Source organism: Myxococcus sp. RHSTA-1-4 (assembly GCF_020037125.1).
Taxonomy (GTDB): domain Bacteria; phylum Myxococcota; class Myxococcia; order Myxococcales; family Myxococcaceae; genus Myxococcus.
In genome coordinates this window covers 365,463-388,505 of record NZ_JAIQDG010000003.1, presented here as the reverse complement: position 1 = coordinate 388,505, position 23,043 = coordinate 365,463, and the positions used below count along the sequence as shown (strand labels likewise).

The window sequence follows — 23,043 nt, the reverse complement described above, 5'->3', positions numbered from 1 at the left end:
CGTGAAGGGGCCCGGCCCCGCGTGCGAGGATCAGGACTGTGAGCCGCCGCCGTAGGTGCCCTCCGTGAAGGCCACTTCCGGCGTGGTGTAGCCCACGACGGCGCCCGTCTCCGCCTCCAGCTCCGCGAGCGACATCCGCTTCACCTCCGGCGAGCCCTCCCACCCGGACGTGAGCACGTAGGGAGTCCCGTCCGGTGCCATCTCTCCCGTGACGATGGCCGCGTGGCCGTAGCCCTCGTTCTGCTCGGAAGGCTCGAAGAAGACGATGGCCCCCTCGGGAATGGGCCGCTCGTTCAGGATGAGGCCACTGTCACTCAGCTTCTGGAAGGCGCCCCACGCGCTCTCGTCGTAGGGCGAGGGGTTGTACATCTCCGGGCAGCGGTCCGCGGCCTGGGTGATGCCGAAGCAGTCGTTGACGAAGCCCAGGCATCGCGGCGGTCCGCCGTCCGCGGGCTCCCCGTATTCCGTCCCGCCGCCCACCAGGCCGCTGGCGTGCTTCATCGCGGAGTCGGAGCTGCCGTCGCGCCCATCAGCGAGCACGTACGGCTCGAAGGCCGCCACGCCGCTCACCGTCTCGAAGCGGCCCGCGCGGACGTACCCCGTCTGGCCGTCCTCCGTTTGCACCTGGTACCAGAGCTCCAGCCGGCCCTCGTCGTTCTGGATGTACTTCTGGCCCGTCACCTCCAGTTCCGTGCCGACCTCCAGCGTGGTGACGATGCCGTTGCCCGTTCCCGCGTCGGAGCGAAGGTTGAGCGCGTCGTTGCCCCCGGACGCGGTCGGCGTCACACGCACCACCCAGGGCTGGTTGTCAGGCGGCGCCTCCTGCTCCAGCCCCGAGTTCACCTCCCCCAGGTTCCGCACCTCCTTGTCGGGCACGTCGCCGAAGGCGCCCAGGAGGTGGGAGGGCGCCTTCCGGGGTGGCTCGAAGGTGCTGACGTGCACTTCCATGCCCCCCGGACCGCGCGAGTGGCGGAGCAACGGGCTGGCCGCGGGTGGCGCGGACTTCGCCGGCGGAGGTGGAGGAGGCGGAATGTACGGGAACTTCGGTCCCCCGACTTTCGACATGGTGTGTCCCCCTGGCGAGGCGCGGACCTCGCGTCCACGCGCCCCCAAGGCGCGTGCGGAACCCAGCTCACACCCGGAGTCAGGGAGACACCATCCGTCTGTTGGACCGGGCGTCGCGGAGGCGGACTACGGGACAGGCTCGGGCCCCGGCATCACCCTAGTTCACGTCGATGAGGCCCACCTTGATGGGGATGCCCCGAACGCCGCCTTCAGCGCCTCCGCGTCCTCGCGCCCCAAGTTGAAGCCGCTGATGGCCACGCAGGCAATCATCGCCCGCCCGCACAACACACACCAACCCACCCTAGCACACGCCTCTCAGGAAGGCTCGTGGACGCGCACAAAAACCTGTGATGCCGCGCCCATGGTCGGACAGTCGGACAGCATGGGCGCCATCCGCAAAGTTGGACTCCCATCCAAACGCGTAGACGCCGCGCGGACTGTTGAATGTTCGCAGCCTCTCTGGACAGCACGACGGCAGACGGCCCAACCGTTGCACACGTCAGTCTCTCATCCATTCCAACTGGTTCATCCGCCTTTCCCAACCTGACCACCTGCGCCGCCTAAGCAAGTTCCAAGTCATCATGCCGACCGTGGACGCTCGCTCCGGAGCCGGTCGCGCGGGCCACTTCGATGAGTTCGACACTCTGGGATGAGCATTTACCCGCATCTCGGCGCATGTCGCCCCATCAGCACGAAAGCCTCCTATGCCTCACAACAAGAACGTCGCGATGCGTCCATGGCATCGAGCCCGTCCCTGGCTGATCTTGATAGCCGTCGTGGCAGCGCCACTGGCGTTCTCAGCTGGCACGGTCGCATTGCTTGACGATGCGGGAGGGGAGGGAGAACCGGATCCTCAGGTATGCAACGGCTGCGAGCCACCGCCAGAGGATGGCTGCATCCTGGAGGTGTGCGACGGGCGCGATAACGACTGCGATGGACTGACCGACGAAGGCCTTCAGCGCACCTACTACCTGGATGCAGACGGAGACGGCAAGGGCGCTGGGGCAGCCAAGAAGGGCTGCGCTGCACCGATCGGCTATGTCTACAACAAGGACGACTGCAACGACAACGACGCGTCCTTGTGGCAGTGGGTCCGCTACTACAGGGACGCGGACGCCGACGGCTACGGAAATGCCGCGTTCTCGACGGACGCCTGCAGCCAGCCCGCCGGCTTCGTCACGAATGCTTCCGACTGCAACGACCTCAACGCAGCAGTGAAGCCGGGCGCAATGAAGACATGTGGGATTGGAGACTGCACCACCAGCATCTCTGCCTGCATCAACGGCATTGAGCAACCGTGCGTACCGGGAACTCCCACGTCCGAGGTGTGCGACAATCGTGACAACAACTGCAACGGGCAAATCGACGAACTCGCGGATCTTCAATGCGGTGTGGGTGCCTGCGTACGCGTGGTCCCTGCATGCACGAACATCTGCTGGGAGGAAGAGACGCAAGACGGCAAGCCACCAAGAACAGTCTGCGAGTGGGGACCCAACCAGTGCATTCCTGGCACGCCCAAGTCCGAGACCTGCAACTCCATTGACGACAATTGCAACGGTGCCGTGGATGACGGCGCTCTCCTGACGTTCTACCGAGACGGAGACGGCGATGGCTACGGCAAAGGCTCCGCATTGGGCCTTGGCTGCAGCCCCCCTGCGGGTCAGGCCCCCAACAACCAGGATTGCAATGACAGCGACGCGGCTGTGAAACCGGGCGTGATGAAGACATGCGGAGTGGGTGCATGCACCACCAGTGTTCCCGCCTGTATCGATGGGGCAGAACAACCGTGTAAGCCCGGCCTCCCCACAGCCGAAACGTGCGACCGAGTCGACAACGACTGTAACAACCAGGTCGACGATCCTCCCCCCCTTCATTGCGGAACAGGCGCTTGCGCACGCACCGCCCCCGTATGCGCTGAACTCTGCTGGCTGGAGGAGACCAGGGATGGCAAGCCACCCGTCGAGCGCTGCGAGTGGGGGGAATACGGCGTCTGCATCCCGGGAGAGCCGGTCTCCGAAATCTGCGGCAACGGCATTGACGAGGACTGTACCGGCGTCGTGGATGACTCGATGAACCCCCTGGCATGGCGCACCTTCTTCGCCGATCGGGATGGTGACGGTCATGGTGCCTCCTGGGAGTCTCAACGCGCATGCTCGCGTCCCCCGGGCTCGTCGCTGGCAACAGGGGACTGCGACGACGCGGCAGCGGACGTAGGGCCAGGGCTGTCCGACGTGTGCGACGGCCAGGACAATGACTGCGACGGGCAGGTGGACGAAGAGGCTGTATGCCGTGCCGCCGTGGCGTGTGGCGAACCAGTTGGCGTAACTGCGGGGGGGCGCGATCAAGTGCCTGAACGTCAGCAATGACGGCCTGGTCGACGGCACGCCCATTCCTGCTGAGGGACTGTCACGGAGGCACCGGCCAGCGCTGGTCGCTCCATGCGGACGGAGGGCAGTGGGGACACATGGCTTGCCGTCGATTCAGGGGCCGGCATGGCCAATGGCACCCCGGTGGTGTCGGCGCAATGTAACGGCGCAGCGAACCAGATTTGTCTGTCGCAGTCCGATGACAGCCCGCGTGGCGCCGCAGGCAATTGCCTCTGCGTCGCGTGGAACGACAACTGCCCCCGGGTGCAACCACATGGAGTGCACCGGTGGGGGCAACGAGAAGCGGACGGCAGTGCCATGGGGGGTACGAGGCGGACCCTCGCTGGGAGCACACGCCCCCTCCTCCTTTCTTTTCAAATCTCTCTCATGAGGTACGCATCAGTGTCGCTCTTGAATAGTTCTCTTTGCTCGGACATGAGAAAGGCCCGGCGCAGGTGGCCTGCGGGAATAATGGCCCTGGTGTACTGGATGCAGCTCGTGAGTTGTGGCCCCAGCGGCGTAATGACACACGCCGAAGAGGAACCAGGCGGAAATGAGATGGGTCGCAGTCTCGGCGCGCTCGACGCGACTTCTCCCATGCTGTCGGTGCCATCCGAAACGCTGCTACCCTCCGCACCCGCCGAAAGCTTGGCGGCGGGCACCACCCCTGTTCAAACGGACGTGACAGCGGATGGAGCCGCCTCCGTGGTGCTCCCTCTATGGGTACCGCCTGGGCGCGGAGGCCTCCAGCCGAGCCTCTCCCTTGCCTACAACAGCCGAGGTGGGGACGGCTGGCTGGGCGTGGGCTTCCAATTGACGGGCCTGTCCCAAATTGCTGGCTGCCCGCAGACGACCGCGCAGGACGGAATCAACGCCCACCCTGCCACGCCCTTGTGCCTGGACGGCATGCGCCTGGTGCCGGTAGCGACAGGGGAGTACCGCCTCGAGGTGGACTCCCACACCCAGGTGCGCTCGACACCGTCGGGCTTCGAGGTACGCACACCGGACGGTCGCATCCTCACGTACGGACAGGACGGGACACGCGAGGATGCCATCTGGCGTGCTCGCAAGTACCCGACCTACGAACAGACGGTGCTTGCCTGGCGCCTCTCCAGCGTGCGCGACAGTTGGAATAACCGGATGGACGTCTTCTATGAGTCCTCGCCCCTGGAGGACGGATACAGTTCCTGGCATCGGCCGGCGCGGATCACTTACACGCGCCTTGTGCGGGATGACATGTGGGGTTCGGGCATGGCGGCTCAACGCTCCGTGAACTTCATCTACGAGGTGCGTCCTGACACGTTCCTGGGTTACCAGAAGGGAGCGCGCATCGGGCGCGCCCACCGTCTGTCGCAGATAGTCATGTCTGGCCCTGCGTATGGCACGGGGCTCTCGAAGACGACAGCTGTCCTGCGGCGCTACCTCCTCTCGTACATCAACACGAGCGTGAGTGGACGCAGCCTCCTGTCCTCTGTGCAGGAGTGCGACATTCACGCTGTATGCAAGCCGCCAGTACGTTTCGACTGGGAGCTGGGGAGTTGGGAATTCATCGACAAGCCCGTGACGGAACTCTTCGACGCTCGATCGGGTGTGGGAGTGCACGCCTTCGGTCTCGGTGCCGGCCGCACCGGGCTCTCGTTCTTCACACACACCAGTGCCGCCGAAGACGCGTGCGACCCGAACCAGCCCGTGCCGTGCGAGTTCTGGCGCCAGTATTGGCACCGGCTCCTGACCTTCAGGCCAGGAGGCATCTTCGAGAGCACCTACCACGTCAGCAGCGGAACCTCCATCTGGGACGAGGACCACCCCAACTGCCAGGCAATGGAGTGGCGCGACTACCACCCGCAGGTGGTGGACTGGGACGGCTACGGGAAGTCGTCGCTGGCAGCATTGTCTTGCATCGCGTACGCAACTCCAGAGCAGCTGACAGGTTGGACCCACCTGTTCATTGGAGCCATCCGGGGCCTTCCGAACCGGAGTATCAACATCGGAACAGTCTCCAAGATGGCCCTGTGGCTGGACATGGACGGGGACCACCTGAACGACTTCGCATACAACCTCGCCACGCCGGGCGGTGGGCGCGAGCTCCATCTCATCACCCCCAGAACGCACCTGACAGTGAGTCCCGGCCTGACCGAAACCAAGTTCGGCGCCCGAGTCGTCGACCTGTATGGCGACGGGAAGATGGCGGTCGTTGGCGAGGCACGCCTACCCCCGCCAGCGCCCGGAACACCGATCGTCGAGCAGCCTCCCCTCTACGCGTACCGGTACGAACTCTGGTCCGCATATGATGGCTACCGGGGGCACGCGCTGGTGCCGGTGAAGACCAGCATTCAGCGCCCCTTCTGGCACACGCAGTCGAGCCTGTCGCTGATTACTCACCCGCACGAATTCTTCTTCGCGGATGTGAATGGAGACGGGCTCAGCGATGCGGTGACCTTCGGGTATGATTACGAGCAGAACGCAACCCGCCTGGACTTCCAGGTGAACTCGGGCCTCAAGGAGGATGCGACCCAGGAGGGGCGAGCGGTGGGTGAGAGTTCCTTCCTGCCCGCCCAGGTGCAGCGCTTCACCTGGCTCAACCCGTACACGCGGATAGGCAGCGAGGTGCGCAGCGGTGACTTCAACGGGGATGGTCGTCAGGACGTACTGCTGGTAACGCCGGACATGCCCATGCGCGTCCTGCTGGCGGATGCGGAGGGCACCTTCTCACGCGTGGAGGAGCTGGATGTGCCCGCTGGCAGTGACCCGGCCTGGGTACAGGTGGCGGACGTCGACAATGACGGGATGCTGGACGTGACACACCGGAAGGGCAACCTGCTGCACGTGGCCTTCCGGAAAAACAGGCTCGACGTACTTCGGTCCGTGAGGCCGGGCACGCAACTCCCTGACGCGCAGGGCAGGACGGGGCCAGAGGTCCGCTTCACCTATGCACCGCTCGCGGACCCGTCGGTCTACACGACGCGCTTCGTTGAGAGCTTCGATGCAGCGCTGCAGCACTTGCGACGCGCCTCGGAGACGATGCTCGTCGTCAAGCGCCTTGATGACGGCCTGTCGCAGCGCGCGTGGACGTACTCCTACAAGGATGGGCGCGTGGACGTGCACGGCCGGGGATGGCTGGGCTTCGCGGAGCGCACCGTGACGGACGCTCTGACGAATGCCACGACGGTCACTCGCTTCAACAACGAACACCACGACGAGGAAGGAAGGGACAATGGCAACTACCTCGTCTTCTCCGAGGCGGGCAAGCAGGGACAATCCTGGGCGGCACGGGCGCATCGACCGACGTCTCAGGTGGAGACGGTGCAGGCGGGGAACGGCACCGTGCGCAAGCGCGAGGTGACGTGGACCTACCGGGAGACGCCGAGAACACCAGCCACGTCTTCTGAGCGCCCGGGCAGCTACCAACAGTACGTTTCCAGCACTCGCGAGGTGGTGACAGAGAGCCGCCCGGACGGTCAGACTGTCACGCTCTCGGACAGGGAGACGGGACAGACCCGGAACGCGGACGGCGTCGTCACCGCGACCTTCTCGCGCCTCTTCACCGGCACCAAGGTGGAGGAGGTGAGAAAGACGGTAGAGCCGCTCGAGGGGGATGGGCCCCTGTTCGACATCACCCTGTGGTTGCCTCGTGGCACCTGGGTGACGCGGACGGGCTGGGTGGAGTGTGCGCGCACGACGATGGGAGCGTGCGACGGCGTGCAGCCCTCTGCCCTCCTGAGTCAGGTGTCCCACACGACGTATGGCAGCGGGGGCGAAGTCACCGCTACCGAGCTGATGCCGGGCAGGGCGGGAGAGGGGTCCGACGAGAAGACGTCGGCGCTCTACCTGAAGACCACATACGAGTACGACGTACGCGGACTGGTGACGCGCGTGGTGCGCACGGACGGCCTGGGCGCCGTGCGCGCGGAGTCGTACGTCTACGACGACTTCGACGCCACCACCCTGCGTCACACCTACGACAGCCTGGGCAACGGGGCGCGCTATGCGTTCGTGCCGGGCCTGGGGGTGCTGGCGGCGGTGGAGGATGCCAATGGCGCGTGGAAGCACATGCAGTACGACGGCTTCGGCCGTCCGCGAGGGGAGACCACGGCCGCCGGAGGCGGACAGTCGGTGGAGTACGCCTGGGCGGAGCGGCTGCCGGTGGTGCACTCGCAGGAGCAGGGCGGTGGAGACAGCCACATCCGTTATGACGCCCATGGACGCGTGGTGCAGTTGGAGAGAAGCGGCTTCGGAGGCGCGCGCATCTTCGTCGACACGACGTATGACGAACTGGGCCGGGTGAAAACCCAATCGCTCCCCAGGAAGGCAGAGGAGATGCCGCGCCATGTCACCTTCCTGTATGACGGTCTCGACAGGCTGGTGCGGCAGACGCAACCGGATGGCAGTGCCACGACGTATGACTATGTGGCAACTCCCGAGGGCGTGCGCACCTCGGTAACGGACGCGGACGGCCGACGGCGCGAGCAGTTGACGGACAGGCGTGGCTTGCTGGCGGAGAGCAGCGAGGTGGGCGACGGCGGACAACGCCTCACCACCCGTTACGAGTACGGCCCCTTCGGCCGGCTGACGTCAACGGTGGCACCGGACGGCGCGCGCACCCAGCAGCGACATGACGTGCTGGGCCGCACCGAATGGACGTCGGACGAGTCCGCGGGTGAGCGCTTCCTGGCGTACAACGCCTTCGGCGAGGTGAAGTGGCAGGCGGAAGGGGCGTGGAGGCCGCTGGCCCAGCCGCTGCCCGAAACGCTCCCGCCAGCGACGTACACCTCGAAGACGGTCTTCATGCGCGATGTTCTGGGACGCGTCACCCAGCAGGTGGTGCGGGCTCCCCACCACACAGGGGACGCATTCCGCGAGCGCGTCACCTTCGATTGGGATACCGCGGACCTGGGGACCACCGGCAGCAAGGCACGGGGCCTGCTGGCGGCGGCCCGGCGCGAGGTGGGTTCCGAGGCGGCCCAACCGGCTCACCCCGTTGTCGAGACACGCTACACCTATGACGGCCTGGGGCGCATGGCCACCACCACCCTGATGGTGGGGGAGGAGAGCTTCACCACGGAGCAGCAGTACGACACGCTCGGGCGCCCCTCGCGGTTGCTGTACCCCGAGGTGCCGGGCCTGCCGCGCTTCACTGTCGCCTACGAGTATGCGCCCGAGGGCGGCGTCCAAGCGCTGCGCAACGCCCACACCGGGGAGACGTACTGGACGGCCCTTGCCTACAACGGCGCGGGCCAGCTGACGCGGGAGCGATTTGGCGCCGCGGTGGAGCGCACGCATCGCTATGACAGCCTGGGGCGGCTGCGCTTCCTCGACGCCCGACGTGGCACGACGCCCGTGCAGCGTCTGGCCTACGAGTACTCTCCCGGCGGCAATCTCACCGCGCGCCATGACGTGCTGGGCCCTACCCCCGCCTCCGAGTCCTTCACCTACGATGCGCTCGACAGGCTCAAGCGCTGGGAGGTGACCCAGGGCACTTGCGGCACGTCCACCGCCGTTGACTACACCTATGACGACGCGGGCAACCTGAAGACGCGCACCAGCGCCGGCCAGGTCTGGGCTTCGTACTTGCCCACGCCCGTCGGCACCTTCCCTCGCAATGCCGTCGCCTCGGCCTTCCTGGACGGCACCCTCTTTCATTACGAGTACGACGCCCGCGGCAATCAGGTGGGGACGCGAAACAGTAACGGCTCGCCCCTGCGTAGCGTGGACTACACGTCCTTCGACCTGCCCACGGCGATTCACGAGGTGGCTACGGGCCGAACCTGGACCTACGACTACGATGCCTTTGGCACCCGGGTGCGCACCTCCGTGAATGACGGCACCGAGGAGGTCGTCTTCGTCGACCGTGTCTATCAGCGCCGCCGCCAGGGCAGCGAGGTGACACACCTGCTGAGCGTCCAGGGTCCCACCGGCACCGTCGCGGAGGTGACATGGAAGTCGGATACGCCACTCTCCTCCCTGTTCCTGCTGTCCGACAGGCAGGGCAGCCCCGACACCGTGGTGAGCCAGGAGGGCGCGGTCGTCGAGCGCATCAAGTACGAGCCCTTTGGTGAGCGCCGAAGCGCCTCCAACCTGCTGCAGCGCCCCGCTGGGAGGGCTACGGTGCGCACGGGCTTCACGGGCCATGAGGAGGTGGAAGGCGGCCTCACCCACATGGGCGGCCGACTGTACGATGCGCGTCTGGCGCGCTTCCTCAGTCCGGATCCAGTGGTCGTGGACACCTCGCGCAGCCAGGCCTTCCACCCCTACGCGTACGTCCTCAACAACCCCCTGAAGTACACGGACCCGAGCGGATTGACGCCCGAGGGCGACGGTCTGCCTGTCGGTAACGTCAGTTCCACCTACGACTACGGCGGCGGATGGACGGCCCACGTCTTCCCCACAGGCTCGTCTCCGAGCACCTCCCGACGCGACCCGGTCCTCGACGCGAGCGCCATCCCCCAGGCTCCTGCTTGGGCGGTGGATGACGGCACCCACCTTCCCAACCAGTACAAGGACGACTCCGGCAGCAGCGCCTCCTCCTCACCGGGGCCGCAACCCAACCTCGGGCAGGATGGCGCCACGGTGCCGTTCCGTGACTCCTGGGGTGGCGGTGACAGCCCCGCAATGGACCGCCGCATCAGGGAGTTCACCACCATCAACCGCGCGTGCATGGCGGGCAGCCAGGAGGCGTGCGAAAGCCGGGATCTCACGCTAGAACTCTGGGTGACAGGGCCTGCGGGGGAGTTCGCGCTCGCACAGGGGCTGAAGCTGGGAGCCCGGGCGCTGGCGGGGACCAGGCCGTGGCGCTGGGGGGCACAGGCGGGAACTCGCGCCTTGGAGTTCGCTGGCGAGCAGTTCGGTCGATTGAGGAAGCGCCTCAGTACCGCAAAGAACATTTCGGCCAGCACCACAGGGAACCCAGCAGCCATCGTGCGCGGAATGGGCGAGTTGAGTCCGATACAACACTCGGTCCTCACTCAGTTGAATGATGCTGGGACGCAAACGCTCATCAGCAAACGACTGTTCGGGAGCAACGACCTTGCGGCACTCACGGCTGCAACCGGGGATGAGTTCGCAATGTTCACAACGGGTGGCAGACGCCTGCTCGTGCGTGGTACAGCTGACTCCGTCCCCATCAGTCCAGCCATCGCGGCACAGCTACGAGCAAAAGGGTGGAGGTGGTCTGCACATACACATCCTGGGATCTCTACCAATGTACTTCGCTCGTCAGTTGGTGATCGTGCGGTTCTGGAGGCCATGGATGGATCCCAAAGTGCAATCCTGAACTCGCTGGGCGAGCGACGTTTGTTCTCGGCGGCCGGTGACAACTTGGCAGGTTGGCTACCATGACAATCCACTTGGATACTCTAAAAGAGAAGGCACGTGCGGCTACGCGCGAGGCACTTGCGCGGCATCCTCCGATTCCGGATCGAATTCGTCAGAACTTGACCTTGGGAGTCCAGTTCTCCGGCGAAGTGAGGATTTTTGAGCTCTATGTCCCGGCAGAGAGGCCTGAGAACGCCATTGTTCTTGCCCGGGTCGCGGTCAACAGCATCACTGGCGAGGTGGGACAAGTAGATGTGTATCCAGAGCGGTGGTGTGACGAGCCAGACAGGAAAAACTCGTGACACCAGAAGGTAGCCGTTCAGCGCGCAGGGGCGGACTGGGTGGCCGACTCCGAGCCAGGAATGGGTACCAGGGAGGGAGGAGGTAGACCATTGGCCGCCCGGGCTGGAAACAGCGGTCGCCCGTGAACTCACGGAATGCCTCACGACCCCATGTCTCCAGGCCACATGACACCTGGCTCCCCCTTCACAGCCGGGTGCGCAGACGCGAGTCGAGGCTGCGGTCGTGCAGGTGCGCCAGCCGGGCCCCCAACTCGGCAGCCCCGGAACCTGGGTGCTCCCGGGAAATGACCCGGGACCGCTCACAGGGAGTGGACCGCGCGCTGACGGCTCAGCCGCCCCGGCCCGGAGCCGTTCCTACGTGCCGGACAGAGACGGCTCGCGAGCCGGCCCCGGCACCACCGTGCCCCCGTACTGCGTGGCCGCCAGCGTGCCGCACGCCGCTCCAATCTCCTTGCCGCCCGAGTACCGCCGCGCCACCGGCGACTTGAGAATCTGCAAGTGGTCCCGGAACGCGCTCAGCTCCTCGGGCGTGGGCGGCAGGTACTTCCCCGTCGGGTCCGTCACGTCGATGAGGTCCACCTTGATGGGGATGCCCTCGAACGCCGCCTTCAGCGCCTCCGCGTCCTCCCGGCCCAGGTTGAAGCCGCTGATGGCCACGTAGGCAATCATCGCCCGCTCGCGCCGCACGGTGCTGTACTCGCGGATGGCTTCAATCAGCTCCGGCAGCGGGTGCGTCTTCTCAATCGGCAGCACCTGAGCCCGCTTCTCCGGAATTGCGCTCGTCACGGAGAAGGCCAGCCGGTACGGGTGCCCCTCGCGCGTGTACCGCCGAATCGCCGGCACGTGCCCCGCCGTGGAGAACGTAATCGCGTCACCCGCAATCGAGAACCCGGACGGATTGCGCAGCACGTCCGCCGCGCGCAGCGTCTCCTTGTAGTTGAGGAGCGGCTCGCCCATCCCCATGAACACCACGCCCCGCACCGGCCGGTCCGCCTCCGCCCTGACCTGGAGGACCTGGTCCAGAATCTCCCACGTCTGGAGATTCCGTTTGAACCCCAGCTTCCCCGTCATGCAGAAGTCGCAGGCCAGCGCACAGCCCACCTGGCTGGAGACGCAGATGACGTACTTCTCGTCGAAGATGGGGATGCGGACGGCCTCCACGCGCCCGCCCAGGGGCGAGTCGAAGAGGTACTTCACGAAGCCGTCGTCGGCCTTCCGCCGCTCCACCACCTGGAGGCTCGGAAGCTCCGCGTGGGCCTTGAGGTAGTCCCCCACGCGGCGAGGCACCTGTGGGGCGCTGGCGACCTCGTCCACGCTCCGCGCGCCGTGGGCGAAGACGGCCGCGAACACCTTGCGGACGACGGTGGGAGAAGCACCGAGCGGGGAGAGCACCGCCTCCAGCTCGGGGAGCGACAGTTGCTTCAGGTTCACGAGGCGGACTTGATCTTGGAGCGAAGGTACTCGGTCAGCTTCTCGGAGACTTCCTTCGGCATCTTCGCCGCCAGGGCCTTCTTGCACAGGCCGGGCGTGGCCCGGTACGTGCGCAGGAAGTCCACGCAGGGGCTACACCCGCGCAGGTGCTCCTTGAGGTGCTGAGCCTCCTCGGGTGACATCTCGCCGTCGAGGAACTCCAGCAGGAGGTTGATGGAATCTTTACAGTTGTACATCCGAACCTCGGCTGACTGCGGCGCGCCCTCGTCCTTGTCGAAGATGCCGAGCGCCCCGTCGCGTTTCACGCCCCGTGGCTATCCCGGTTGTAGAAATCATCGATGGCTTCACGGAGCGCGAGCCGGGCCCGGTGCAGGCGGCTCTTGATGGCGGGGATGGAGTCCCCCGTCACCTCTGCAATCTGTTCGTAACTGAGGCCGTCCACGTCTTTCAAGAGGAAGACCTCCCGGTACCCTTCCGGAAGCCGGTCGGTCGCCTGCTGGATGGCCATGCCCAGCTCGGCGTCCAGGGCCTTGCCCTCGGCGTCGCGGCTCCAGTCCGTCTGGGGGTACTCGGCCAGGGAGCCCCGCTCGGTGAACTCCGGCCCCTGGAGCTCCTGCTCGGCCGCCTGGGCCACCCGCCGGTGGCGCAGGCGCATGAGGGCATGGTTGGCGGCGATGCGGTGCACCCAGGAGCCGAAGGCGGCGTCGCCCCGGAAGTCCTTCAGGTGTTGGTAGGCGGACAGGAAGGTATCCTGGGTGATTTCCGCCGCGTCGGCCTCCGAGCGGGTCATCCGCAGGGCCAGGCCGTACACCTTGTCCCGGTGGGCATCCACCAGGGCCTCGAAAGCGGAAACATCCCCATCCTGTGCGCGAGCGAGGAGCTGGCGGTCCTCTTCCCTGGCGGCCTCGTCGGACATGGCGGGGCGCACCCAACCAGCCGGGAGCGCATCCGTCAAGGCAACTTGCGTCCCCGTCCGGACGGCGGCCTGCTGACGTGTTGACTCTCCCTGTCCCACAACCGGAAGGGCTCCGCCGCCCACACCCCGGCGTAGTCCACGCCAATCCGCGGCCCCCGGGCCACCCGGGACTCGGGCACCGGCGTCCCCGGCAGGAGGTGCAGCCCCGGCGAGAAGAGCTCCAGCCGGTTGTGCTCCCGGGTGATGCCCAGGGCCTTGCACACCCGCCCGGGCCCGTCCGTGCGCTCCCTCTCGGGCAGGCCCTCCACGGGCTCCACGGCCCGAATCAGCACCGCGGCCCCCACCCCGGCCGTGTCCGTGACGACGTTGAAGCAATTGTGCATGCCGTAGATGAGGTAGACGTAGGCCCGCCCCGGGGGGCCGAACATGACCTCCGTGCGGGGCGTGACGCCCTTGGCGGCATGACACGCCAGGTCGTGCTCGCCGATGTAGGCCTCCGTCTCGACGATGCGGCCCACCCGCCGGTCCCCGCCTTCTTGCACCACCAACAGGGTGCCGAGCAGCTCCCGGGCCACGGTCAGCGCGGGGCGCGCGTAGAACGCTTCCTGCAAACAGTTCACGCGGGGATTGTACCCACGGACGGCTGACATCGCCGCCTGGAGTCCCTTCCGTCAGGCAGCGGAGCCCCCGAGCCATTCCAGGTGTCGGAGCAGTTCACACCGGGGCGGGGCTGGGGCAGATTGCGCGCACCATGTCCACCCCCGGCCGGCTCTCCGGTCTCCTGCTCCCGCTCTTCTCGCTCCGCTCCCAGACGGACTTCGGCATCGGCGACTTCGGCGCCCTGGACGGCCTCTTCGATTGGATGAAGGCCGCGCGCCAGCGCCTGCTGATGCTGCTGCCGCTGCTGCCCACCGCGCCGGGCGACCCGTCTCCCTACTCCACGCGCTCGGCCTTCGGGCTGAATCCGCTCTTCATCGACCTGCAGCGGCTGCCGGAGTTCACCGCCTCCGGGGGCGAGGCCGCCCTCTCCGAGGAGCAGCGCCAGCAGCTCGCCGAGGCCCGCGCCGCCCCGCGCGTGCGCTACGACCTCGTCTTCCCGCTCAAGGACGCCGCCTTCGCGCGCGCCTTCGACACCTTCGAGGCCCAGCACTGGGGCCCCCAGTCCGAGCGGGCCAGGGCCTTCCGCCAGTGGCGTGACGCCCAGGGCGAGTGGCTGGAGAGCTACGCCCGCTTCACCGCCATCAGCGAGCAGGAGCAGCGCCGGGCCTGGTGGGAGTGGCCCCAGGGGCTGAAGGAGCGCCACCCGGAGGCGCTGGCCGCCAAGTCCATGGAGCTGGAGCGCCGCGTGCGCTACCACGCGTGGCTGCAGTGGGTGGCGGAGCAGCAGTGGGACGCGGTGCGCGAGCAGGCCCGGGCGCACGGCGTGCTGCTGTGCGGCGACGAGCCCTTCATCATCGGCCAGGACAGCGCGGACTGCTGGGCCCACCCGGACATCCTCCGGCGCGATGCGCGCCTGGGCGTGCCCCCGGACGACTTCTCCGCCACCGGCCAGGACTGGGGCCTGCCCTACTTCGACTTCGCCGCCATGGAGAAGGACGACTACGCGTGGCTCAAGAAGCGCGCGAAGAAGGCGGCCAGCTACTATGACTTGCGCCGCGTGGACCACGCGGTGGGCTACTTCCGCCAGTGGATTCGCGACGAGCACACGCCCACCGGGCGCTTCATCCCCCCGGACGAGGAGAGCCACAAGCGCCTGGGCGAGAAGCACTTCCGCCTGCTGTCGGAGGGCGCCGGCATCGTCGCCGAGGACCTGGGCGTGATTCCGCCCTTCGTGCGCCACATCCTCGCGGACCTCAAGCTGCCCGGCTACCGGGTGATGCGCTGGGAGCGCGACGGCAACACCTACCGAGACCCGCACCAGTTCCCCGCGGTGTCCCTCGTCACCACCGGCACCCATGACACGGACACCGTCGCCGAGTGGTGGGAGGGCGCCCGCGATGACGAGCGCCACGCGGCGGCCCGTGCCTGGCCGGAGATGAACGGCGTGCCCGTCACGCGCGAGTTCACCCCGGAGGTCCACCGGGGCATGCTGGCCTCGGCGCTCAACTCCGGCAGTGATTTGTGCGTGCTGCCCTGGCAGGACATCCTCGGCACGAGGGACCGCATCAACCTGCCGGGCTCCATGAGCGACGCGAACTGGGCCTACCGCATCACCCAGAACGCGAACGAATTGCTCACGGACCCGCAGACGAAGGAAGCCGCCCAGCGCCTCGCCTGGCTCACCGCCTCCGCGCGCCGGTAGACGTCCCGGCCCCTCCCCGCTCCCCGGTCAGTCGATGCACTTCACCTGGCCGGGGAAGCCGTCGAACACGGCGCACTGGCGGTTGGGGTTGGCGCACTCCAGCCGCTCGCAGATGTTGTCGCTGACGCAGATGGGCGGAGAGCGGCCGAACTCGAGGAAGACCTCGGCGCAGAACTGGTACACGTCCTCGCAGCCGAAGGAGCCGCAGTAGGGCGCGTCCGCGAAGCTCTCGCCCTCCTTCAGCCGCACCACCTCGTCATCATCCACGCCGCATGCGGAGCCGAGCACCGCCAGCGCGGAGAACACCAGGATTCTCTTTCGCCAGGACAGGGACATAGAGGCCCAATCTGGCGCACCTCGGGCCGGCTTGCACGCGCGGGCGGATTTCGAGGGATGACGGGCGCGAGGCACCCGACACTGTTGACTTCGCGCAACTCCCTGAATGCGACATTGGTGTCCGCTCCCCCTGCAAGGAGGGAGTCAGCCGCCGGCCTTCCGGCTATGAACACCCCGTGGCCGCCGCCCTTCCCCGAACCTTCCGCCTCGCCACCACCGCCGCGCTCCTGCTGGCCGCCGCCTGCGCCACCACCCAGGAGCGTCCACCGGGCCCCAAGGTCAACGACCTCGAAATCCAGGGTACCGACAAGGTGAGCGAGGGCGACATCAAGGAGCGCATCCTCACCTCGGAGACGCCCTGGTGGGGCTTCTGGCCCTTTGGCGGCCCGCACTACTTCGACCCCAACGCCTGGCAGGCGGACCTGCGCCGCATCCAGCGCTACTACCAGGCGCAGGGCTACTACGACGCGGAGGTCGTCTCCGCCGAGGTGAAGCCGGAGGGCACCAACGAGGTGTCCCTCCAGGTCAACGTGAAGGAGGGTGAGCCCACCCGCATCGCCGACCTCCAGGACTCCGGCCTGGACGCGCTGCCGGCGGAGTTCCGGAAGGCGCACAGCGAGAAGGTGATGGCGGACCTGCCCCTGAAGAAGGGGGACATCTTCCGCGAGGCGGCCTGGGAGGAGACGAAGGCCCTCGTCGCGGACCGGCTGCACGAGCTGGGCTACGCCGAGGCGGAGGTGGGCGGCGAGGTCCAGGTGGACCTGGCCACGAAGGAGGCCCGGGTGGCCCTGCGCATCCGGCCGGGCCGCCGCTACCGCTTCGGCAACATCTTCGTGGCCACGGACGCCAGGCCGCAGGTGCCTCCGCGGCGCATCATCGAGCAGGTGCAGGGCTCCATCCAGAAGGGGGACTGGTACACCGAGACGGCGCTGGCGGAGGCCCAGGCGCGCGTCTTCCGCATGGGCGTGTTCGGCGCGGTGAAGGTCAACCGCGGGGCGCCGGACCGGGAGTCCGGCACGGTGCCGGTGGTGGTGGACGTGCGCGAGGCGCCCTTCCGCTCGGTGCGGCTGGGCGGCGGCGTGGGCGTGGACGCCGCGCGCCAGGAGGTGCGCGTGCTGGGCGAGTGGACGCACCGCAACTTTCGCGGCGGCCTGCGGCGCTTCACCGTGCGCGGCCGGGCGGGCTACGCCTTCATCCCCAGCGTCTTCAGCCGGGACAAACACGGCCCGGTCTTCGAAATCACCACCGAGTTCGAGCAGCCGCGCTTCCTCTTCCGTGACTTGCGCCTGCAGACGTCGCTCACCGCGGAGCGGGGCCTGGAGCAGGCCTATGACTTCTGGGGCGGAAGGCTCCAGGCCGGCGTCATCTGGCAGCCGCACCGCAACCTCTCCATCTTCCCCTCCTACAACCTGGAGCTGTACCGGCTCACGGGCCGCGTCAGCGCGGACGCGCGTGTGCCCCCCATCGTCCTGGGCTGCGCGGGCGAGGCCACGCGGTGCGACACGGCGCTGAGCTACCTGGAGGTGGCCATCGCATGGGACCGCCGGGACGACCCCATCGAGCCCCGCGAGGGCTACTACCTGGCCCTGTCGGTGCAGAAGGGCGGCGGCCCCCTCTTCGGCGGCGGGTACGAGTACGTGCGCCTGCTGCCGGACGTGCGCTACTACCAGGCCCTGGACCAGGACCGGCAGCTCGTCCTGGCGGTCAAGGTCCGGATGGGCACGCTGAACCCGGTGCACGACACCCAGACCTCCATCGTCACCCGCTTCTTCTCCGGCGGCGCCACCTCCATGCGCGGCTTCAACGGCCAGCGCCTGTCCCCGATGACAGCCGTGCCCCCCGAGGACGCCGGCGACGTCCAGGACGAGCAGTGGGACACGGTGCCGGTGGGCGGCAACAGCCTCTTCGAGAGCTCGGTGGAGCTGCGCTACCAGTTCACGGAGAGCGTGATGGCGGCGGCCTTCTATGATTCGGGGCTGGTGGGCATCGAGAACTTCTCCGCGAAGGGCCCCAGGCTGTTCGGCCCCGACCACTACCACGCCGTGGGGCTGGGGCTGCGCTACCTCACGGTGGTGGGCCCCATCCGGCTGGACATCACGCGCCGGTTGAACATCGGCCGGGGATTGCCCGTCCTCACGCCGGGGTACATCTACCCCGAATCCGGGGGCTGCTTTGGCATTGGCAGGAGGTGGACGCCTGCCGGTCCGACGACGCCGGGGGCCACCTACGCGGGCTCCCCGGAAGGGCTGTGCGCGATTCACCTGTCGATTGGAGAGGCGTTTTGAGTCATCCCGCACGCTGGGGTCGCCGACTGCTGTGGGGGCTGCTCGGGCTGGTGTGCGTGCTGGTGCTGGTGGTCGTGGGTGCGCTCCTCTACCTCACCAGCTCCGGCGGAGAGTCGTGGCTCGTCCGCAAGGGCGTGGGGCTGGCGAACGAGCAGCTCTCCGGGCGGCTCGAGGTGGGCGGCCTGGACCTGTGGCCGGGCGGCGCCGTCGTCACGGACCTGAAGCTGTATGACCCGGAGGGCGAGCTGGTGGCGGAGGTGGCCCGGGTGGAGGCGCGCGTGCGCCTGGGCCCGCTGGCGAGCCAGCACGTGGACATCACCTCCGCGAAGGTGGAGCGGCCCCGGCTGTACCTCGCGCAGGACGAGCGCGGCCTCAACCTGTCCCGCGCGCTGGAGCCGCGCACCCCCAAGCCGGAGGAGCCGCCCCAGGAGCGGGGCAAGCTGCGGCTGGACTTGCGCGAGCTGGTGCTCGAGGACGGCTACGTCGACTTCCGTCAGGAGGTGGAGGACGACGGCCCCGGGCGCCACGCCCGGCTGGAGGACTTCGACGCCCGCGGCTCCGGGCATTACGCGGCGGCGACGCAGGGCTTCGGAGCGACGCTGGAGGCCACCGGTGGACTGGCCCTGCCCGTGGCCGGGCCGGTGCGCCTGTCGCTGAAGGGCGGCGGCGAGGAGGGCGCGCTCCAGGCGGACGTGGACCTCGAGGCCGCGGGGCTGGTGCTGGACGCCAGCGGCGACCTGAAGCTGCCGCCGGAAGTGCCTCCGGGCCAGCCCGAGGGGAACCTGCGGACGCAGGTCGCGGTGCGGCGCCTCGTCGCGCCGCCGGACCTGCTGAAGGGCTTCGTGCCCACGTGGCCGCTGGTGGTGCCCGTGTCGCTGGAGGGCACCGCGGGCCTGGACGGGGACGTGGTGCGCGTGGACGCGCTGGCGAAGGCGGCGGAGGCCACGCTGGACGTGGAAGGCGACCTGGACCTGGAGCACCTGCGCACCACCGGCCTCACGGCGAAGGCGCGCGGCGTGGACCTGTCGAAGCTGGTGGCGGAGGGGCCGAGGACGAACCTCCACGCCGACCTCGTCGCGCGAGGAGGAGGCACGAGCCTGGAGACGCTGGAGGGCGAGGTGGACCTCACCGTCTCCCCGTCCGAGTACCTCGGCCAGCCGCTGGGCCCGGTGGAGCTGGAGGCGAGCGCGAAGAATGGCCAATACGCGCTGTCGCGGCTCCAGGTGCTGCTGCCGGGCGCCTCGCTGCGCGCCAAGGGCCAGGGCACCCGGGAGCGGATGCGCGTGGATGGCGGCCTCACCGCGGGCAACCTCGCGCTGCTGTCCCGGGCCCTGTCGAGGCTGCTGCCGGGCACGGTGCCGCCCATGGCCGGCAGCGGCTCGCTGGACTTCATCGTGGAGGGGCCGCTGCGCACGCCGGGCCTGGAGGCGCACGGCGGCTTCGCCTCGCTGGCGTACGGCGCGGACCTGGCGCTGAAGGACCTCACCTTGAGGGTGGAGTTGCCGGACGTCACCCGGCCGCTCGACACGGACGCCTCGCTGGTGGTGGCCGAGCTGCGCACGGGCGGGCGCACCTTCAAGGACCTGGCGGCCACCGTCGCCACGCGGGAGCGGAGGCTGGACGCCACCGTGCGCGCGCAGGGCGACGCCCAGCTCGGCCTCGAGCTGGGGGGCCTGGTGGACGAGGACGGCCAGGGGCTGGCCGTCGACGCGCTGACGCTGTCCTGGCCGGAGGCCACCTGGACGCTCCAGCGCCCCACGCACGTGGGCTTCGGCGGAGGCCGGGTGGAGGTGGAGCCCGCGCTGGCGCTGGCCTCCGGGCCGCAGTCGCTGTCCGTGCGCGGTGCCATGAAGGGCGAGCAGGTGGCCGCGCGCGTGGAGCTGGGCGCGTTCGACCTGGCGAAGCTGCCACGCGTCTTCGTCCCCGAGTCGCTGGGCCTGGGTGGCACGGTGACGGGCCACGTGGCCGCGCGCGGGCGGCTGCCCCGGCCGGAGGCGGAGGCCAACCTCCGCTGGGACAACGGCCGCGCGCAGGGCTACGAAGGCCTCCACGCGGCCCTGGACGGGCGCTACGTGAAGGACCGCGCCACCGGGACACTGTCCGCCAGCCTGCCCGTGGCGCGGCTCGCCGCGGACTTCGACGTGCCGGTGCAGGGCGTGCTGAAGCGCCGCCGGGACGCGATGTCCCTCAAGGTGAAGCTGGAGGAGCTGGACATCGCCGGGGCCCTGAAGCTCGCGAAGCAGCCGGAGGGCGCGAGCGGCCACCTCGCGGGCACGCTGGAGCTGGTGGGCCCCGCGCGCGAGCCCCGGCTGGACCTCACCCTGCGCGGCCGCGAGCTGCGCTACCAGGTGCCGAAGCCCGGCTTCTCCCTGAACCAGCCGCTGGGCTTCGAGCTGCGCGCGGCATCGAAGGAGGACGACGGCACGCTGGGCGCGCGCCTGGAGGTGCAGGGGCTCGCGTCGGAGGCGTACGTGGCGCTGCGCACGCCCTTCACGCCAGGCCGGCTGGTGGCGAAGCCTCCCACGGCGGACGAGCTCTTCGCGGCGGTGATGCAGGTGGAGGCCCGCGTGGCCGAGCTGCCCCTCACGCTGCTGGAGGGCCTGAGCGGGGTGGAGCAGCCGGGCGGCACGGTGTCCGCGCAGCTCGACTTGAGCGGCTCGGTGCTGGTGCCCCAGGGCAGGCTGGGCGTGCAGGCGAAGGGCGCCACCATCAACGGAGTGCCGCCACAGAACGGCCAGCTCACCGTGGTGGGCGGAGAGAAGGACGTGCGGGTGACGCTGGCGGTGCAGCGCGAGCAGGGCCCGCTGGCGCAGCTCGAGGCGTTGCTGCTGGCGCCGCTGGGCGCGCTGCAGGACCGCGAGGTCTACGGCCACATCCCCTTCCGGATTCGCGGCCGGCTGATGCCGGTGGCACTCCAGGAGCTGCCCCTCCTGGCGCGCGCCACCGAGTCGGGCGCGCCACCGCCTCCCGGCACCCGCCGAGAGGACCTCAATGGCGTGCTGGCGGTGGAGGTGGCCGCGCGCGGCACGCTGGACACGCCCCAGGTGGACCTCACCGCCGGCGTGCAGAAGCTGGGCGTGGGCGACCTGGGGCTCGGCCAGGTGCGCCTGCACTACACATATAATGATGCGCGCTCCAGCTTCGACGCCCTGCTCACCGCGCCCGCGGGCGGCACCCTGGTGGTGAGCGGCCGCGTGGACCTGGACGTGTCGCTGCCCGCGATTCGCCAGGGCCTCCAGACGTCGCGCGCGCCCCTGGAGGTGGCCCTCAAGGCGCGCAACTTCGACCCGTCCTTCCTCTCCGGCGCCACGGAGATGGTGCGCACCCTGGGTGGCCTGGTGCAGGCGGACGCCAACCTCGCCGGCACGCTGGGGGCGCCCACCTTCCAGGGCACGCTGGCGTGGAAGGACGGACGGCTGGGGCTGATGGGCCTGGGCGAGTACCGCGACATCCAGCTCGGCCTGGAGGCCACCCGAGAGACCATCGCGCTGCGGACGCTGTCGGCGAAGGCCGGCAACGGCTCGCTGCGGCTGGAGGCGCCGCTCACCGCCGTGCGCACCCGCGACGGCGAGTACGAGCTGTCCAGCCCCCAGGGCGCCGAGCACCCGCTGGTGACGACCGACTTCCCCATCATCTACGACGACCAGCTCCTGGCGCTGGTGAGCCTGCGCGGGAAGGTGGAGGGCACGCTGTCCGAGCGGCTCGTCAACCTGCGCAACGTCTCCATCCCCCAGGCCACCATCGTCCTGCCGGAGCTGAAGCGGAAGGACCTGCAGCCGCTGGAGCGGCCCGACGACGTCGTCCTGGTGCGCAACGGCGTGCCCGTGGAGCGGCGCCGCCGCAAGCAGCAACAGCAACCCTCTCCCGCCGCTCCCGAGCCCACCGCCAGCGTCCCCACCCGCACCGCCACGGACGGCAGCGGCACGGAGGCCCGCCCGGACGAGGCGGCCGTGGAGGGGGACGAGGAAGAGCCGCCGCGCGCGTACTGGATAAACGTGAACGCGCCGCGCAACCTCTGGGTGAAGGGCACGGATGTGAATGTCGAGCTGGGGCTGTCCGAGGACTTCCGCGTGGAGTACTCGGACGTGGCGCGCATGTTCGGCGAGGTGCGCGTGCTGCGCGGGCGGGTGGACGTGCTGGGCCGCCGCTTCGACGTCCAGCGCGACAGCCAGGTGCGCTTCACCGGGCCGCCGGCCGTGCCGTACATCAACGTCACCGCCGAGCACCGCAACGAGAGCGCCCAGGTCACCGTCTACGTCACCATCCGCGGCCAGGGACGGGACATCACCCTCAAGCCCACCAGCGAGCCGCCGCTGCCGGAGTCGGAAATCTACACGCTGCTCGCCACCGGCCGCCGCACGCTGGAGCGCGGCTCGGGCGCGTCCATGACGGCCAGCGCGCAGGCGGCCTCCGTGGTGGGCTCGCTGGTCGCCAACGAGGCGCGCAAGGCGCTATCGGAGAAGCTGCCGCTGGACGTGCTCTCCATCGAGGCCGGCGAGTCGGGAATCGCCGGCGCCAAGCTGGAGGTGGGCACGTACGTGACGGACAAAATCTACGTGGGCTACACCGGCCGCGTCGGCGCCAACCTCCAGCAGGGGGAGAACGCCAACGCCGTGCGCTTCGAGTACCAGTTCGGCCCGCGCTGGAGCCTGGAAGGCCAGTACGGCGATGCGCGCTCGGGCGGCCTGGACCTCATCTGGAGCAACGAGTACTGACCCAGGGCTCCCGT

At 68.7% G+C, this 23,043-nt stretch carries 12 protein-coding genes and 1 pseudogene; 6 read left to right on the top strand and 7 right to left on the bottom strand.

All coding sequences use genetic code 11. The features are described 5' to 3' along the window. Positions 1-30 precede the first annotated feature (30 nt). On the bottom strand, positions 31-1,065 hold the full coding sequence (locus K8638_RS07375; RefSeq protein WP_223753713.1) for an SH3 domain-containing protein: 1,035 nt from the start codon (positions 1,063-1,065) through the stop codon (positions 31-33). Between the two features lie 163 nt (positions 1,066-1,228). Next, positions 1,229-1,341, bottom strand: a pseudogene (locus tag K8638_RS45135) (rRNA methyltransferase); the annotation flags it as partial. 428 nt (positions 1,342-1,769) lie between these two features. Between K8638_RS45135 and K8638_RS07370 the strand changes: the two are divergent. From K8638_RS07370 to K8638_RS07360, 3 genes are all read left to right on the top strand, one after another. Continuing rightward, entirely contained in the window at positions 1,770-3,431 is a 1,662-nt protein-coding gene (locus K8638_RS07370) for a putative metal-binding motif-containing protein (RefSeq protein WP_223753712.1), read from the top strand. 558 nt (positions 3,432-3,989) lie between these two features. Continuing rightward, positions 3,990-10,766 (top strand): RHS repeat-associated core domain-containing protein, encoded by a 6,777-nt coding sequence (locus K8638_RS07365; RefSeq protein WP_223753711.1) that lies wholly within the window; start codon positions 3,990-3,992, stop codon positions 10,764-10,766. Continuing rightward, positions 10,763-11,044 (top strand): hypothetical protein, encoded by a 282-nt coding sequence (locus K8638_RS07360; protein WP_223753710.1) that lies wholly within the window; start codon positions 10,763-10,765, stop codon positions 11,042-11,044. The genes K8638_RS07365 and K8638_RS07360 overlap by 4 nt, the downstream gene beginning before the upstream one ends. Before the next feature lie 354 nt (positions 11,045-11,398). Here K8638_RS07360 and K8638_RS07355 read toward each other — a convergent pair whose 3' ends face one another. Genes K8638_RS07355 through K8638_RS07340 form a run of 4 tightly spaced genes read right to left on the bottom strand, consistent with a single transcriptional unit; the run spans position 11,399 to position 14,011 of the window. After that, positions 11,399-12,475, bottom strand: coding sequence for a radical SAM protein (locus K8638_RS07355; RefSeq protein ID WP_223753709.1), 1,077 nt, complete (start codon positions 12,473-12,475; stop codon positions 11,399-11,401). Beyond that, positions 12,472-12,780 (bottom strand): zf-HC2 domain-containing protein, encoded by a 309-nt coding sequence (locus K8638_RS07350; RefSeq protein WP_223753708.1) that lies wholly within the window; start codon positions 12,778-12,780, stop codon positions 12,472-12,474. Before K8638_RS07350 ends, K8638_RS07355 begins: the two co-directional genes overlap by 4 nt. Further along, positions 12,777-13,391: an RNA polymerase sigma factor gene (locus tag K8638_RS07345; protein WP_223753707.1), complete on the bottom strand. Its 615-nt coding sequence runs from the start codon at positions 13,389-13,391 to the stop codon at positions 12,777-12,779. Before K8638_RS07345 ends, K8638_RS07350 begins: the two co-directional genes overlap by 4 nt. A gap of 35 nt (positions 13,392-13,426) precedes the next feature. Next, the gene (locus K8638_RS07340) at positions 13,427-14,011 is read right to left on the bottom strand and encodes a DNA-3-methyladenine glycosylase (RefSeq protein WP_223753706.1); all 585 of its coding nucleotides are present in this window, start codon (positions 14,009-14,011) and stop codon (positions 13,427-13,429) included. A 131-nt stretch (positions 14,012-14,142) separates the two neighbouring features. On the opposite strand from K8638_RS07340, the gene K8638_RS07335 reads away from it, so the two are divergent. Beyond that, the gene (locus tag K8638_RS07335) at positions 14,143-15,693 is read left to right on the top strand and encodes a 4-alpha-glucanotransferase (protein ID WP_223753705.1); all 1,551 of its coding nucleotides are present in this window, start codon (positions 14,143-14,145) and stop codon (positions 15,691-15,693) included. A gap of 27 nt (positions 15,694-15,720) precedes the next feature. On the opposite strand, the gene K8638_RS07330 is transcribed toward K8638_RS07335, so the two are convergent. Then, entirely contained in the window at positions 15,721-16,029 is a 309-nt protein-coding gene (locus K8638_RS07330; RefSeq protein ID WP_223753704.1) for a hypothetical protein, read from the bottom strand. A 176-nt stretch (positions 16,030-16,205) separates the two neighbouring features. On the opposite strand from K8638_RS07330, the gene K8638_RS07325 reads away from it, so the two are divergent. After that, entirely contained in the window at positions 16,206-18,314 is a 2,109-nt protein-coding gene (locus K8638_RS07325; protein WP_223753703.1) for a BamA/TamA family outer membrane protein, read from the top strand. Continuing rightward, positions 18,311-23,029 carry a translocation/assembly module TamB domain-containing protein gene (locus K8638_RS07320; RefSeq protein WP_223753702.1) on the top strand — a complete coding sequence of 1,573 codons (4,719 nt, stop codon included), beginning with the start codon at positions 18,311-18,313 and terminating at the stop codon, positions 23,027-23,029. The genes K8638_RS07325 and K8638_RS07320 overlap by 4 nt, the downstream gene beginning before the upstream one ends. Positions 23,030-23,043 lie beyond the last annotated feature (14 nt).

Coding starts and splice junctions, on each gene's coding strand:
- K8638_RS07375 (WP_223753713.1), bottom strand. CDS start 1,065: ATGTCGAAAGTCGGGGGACCGAAGTTCCCGTACATTCCGCCTCCTCCA.
- K8638_RS07370 (WP_223753712.1), top strand. CDS start 1,770: ATGCCTCACAACAAGAACGTCGCGATGCGTCCATGGCATCGAGCCCGT.
- K8638_RS07365 (WP_223753711.1), top strand. CDS start 3,990: ATGGGTCGCAGTCTCGGCGCGCTCGACGCGACTTCTCCCATGCTGTCG.
- K8638_RS07360 (WP_223753710.1), top strand. CDS start 10,763: ATGACAATCCACTTGGATACTCTAAAAGAGAAGGCACGTGCGGCTACG.
- K8638_RS07345 (WP_223753707.1), bottom strand. CDS start 13,391: ATGTCCGACGAGGCCGCCAGGGAAGAGGACCGCCAGCTCCTCGCTCGC.
- K8638_RS07335 (WP_223753705.1), top strand. CDS start 14,143: ATGTCCACCCCCGGCCGGCTCTCCGGTCTCCTGCTCCCGCTCTTCTCG.
- K8638_RS07330 (WP_223753704.1), bottom strand. CDS start 16,029: ATGTCCCTGTCCTGGCGAAAGAGAATCCTGGTGTTCTCCGCGCTGGCG.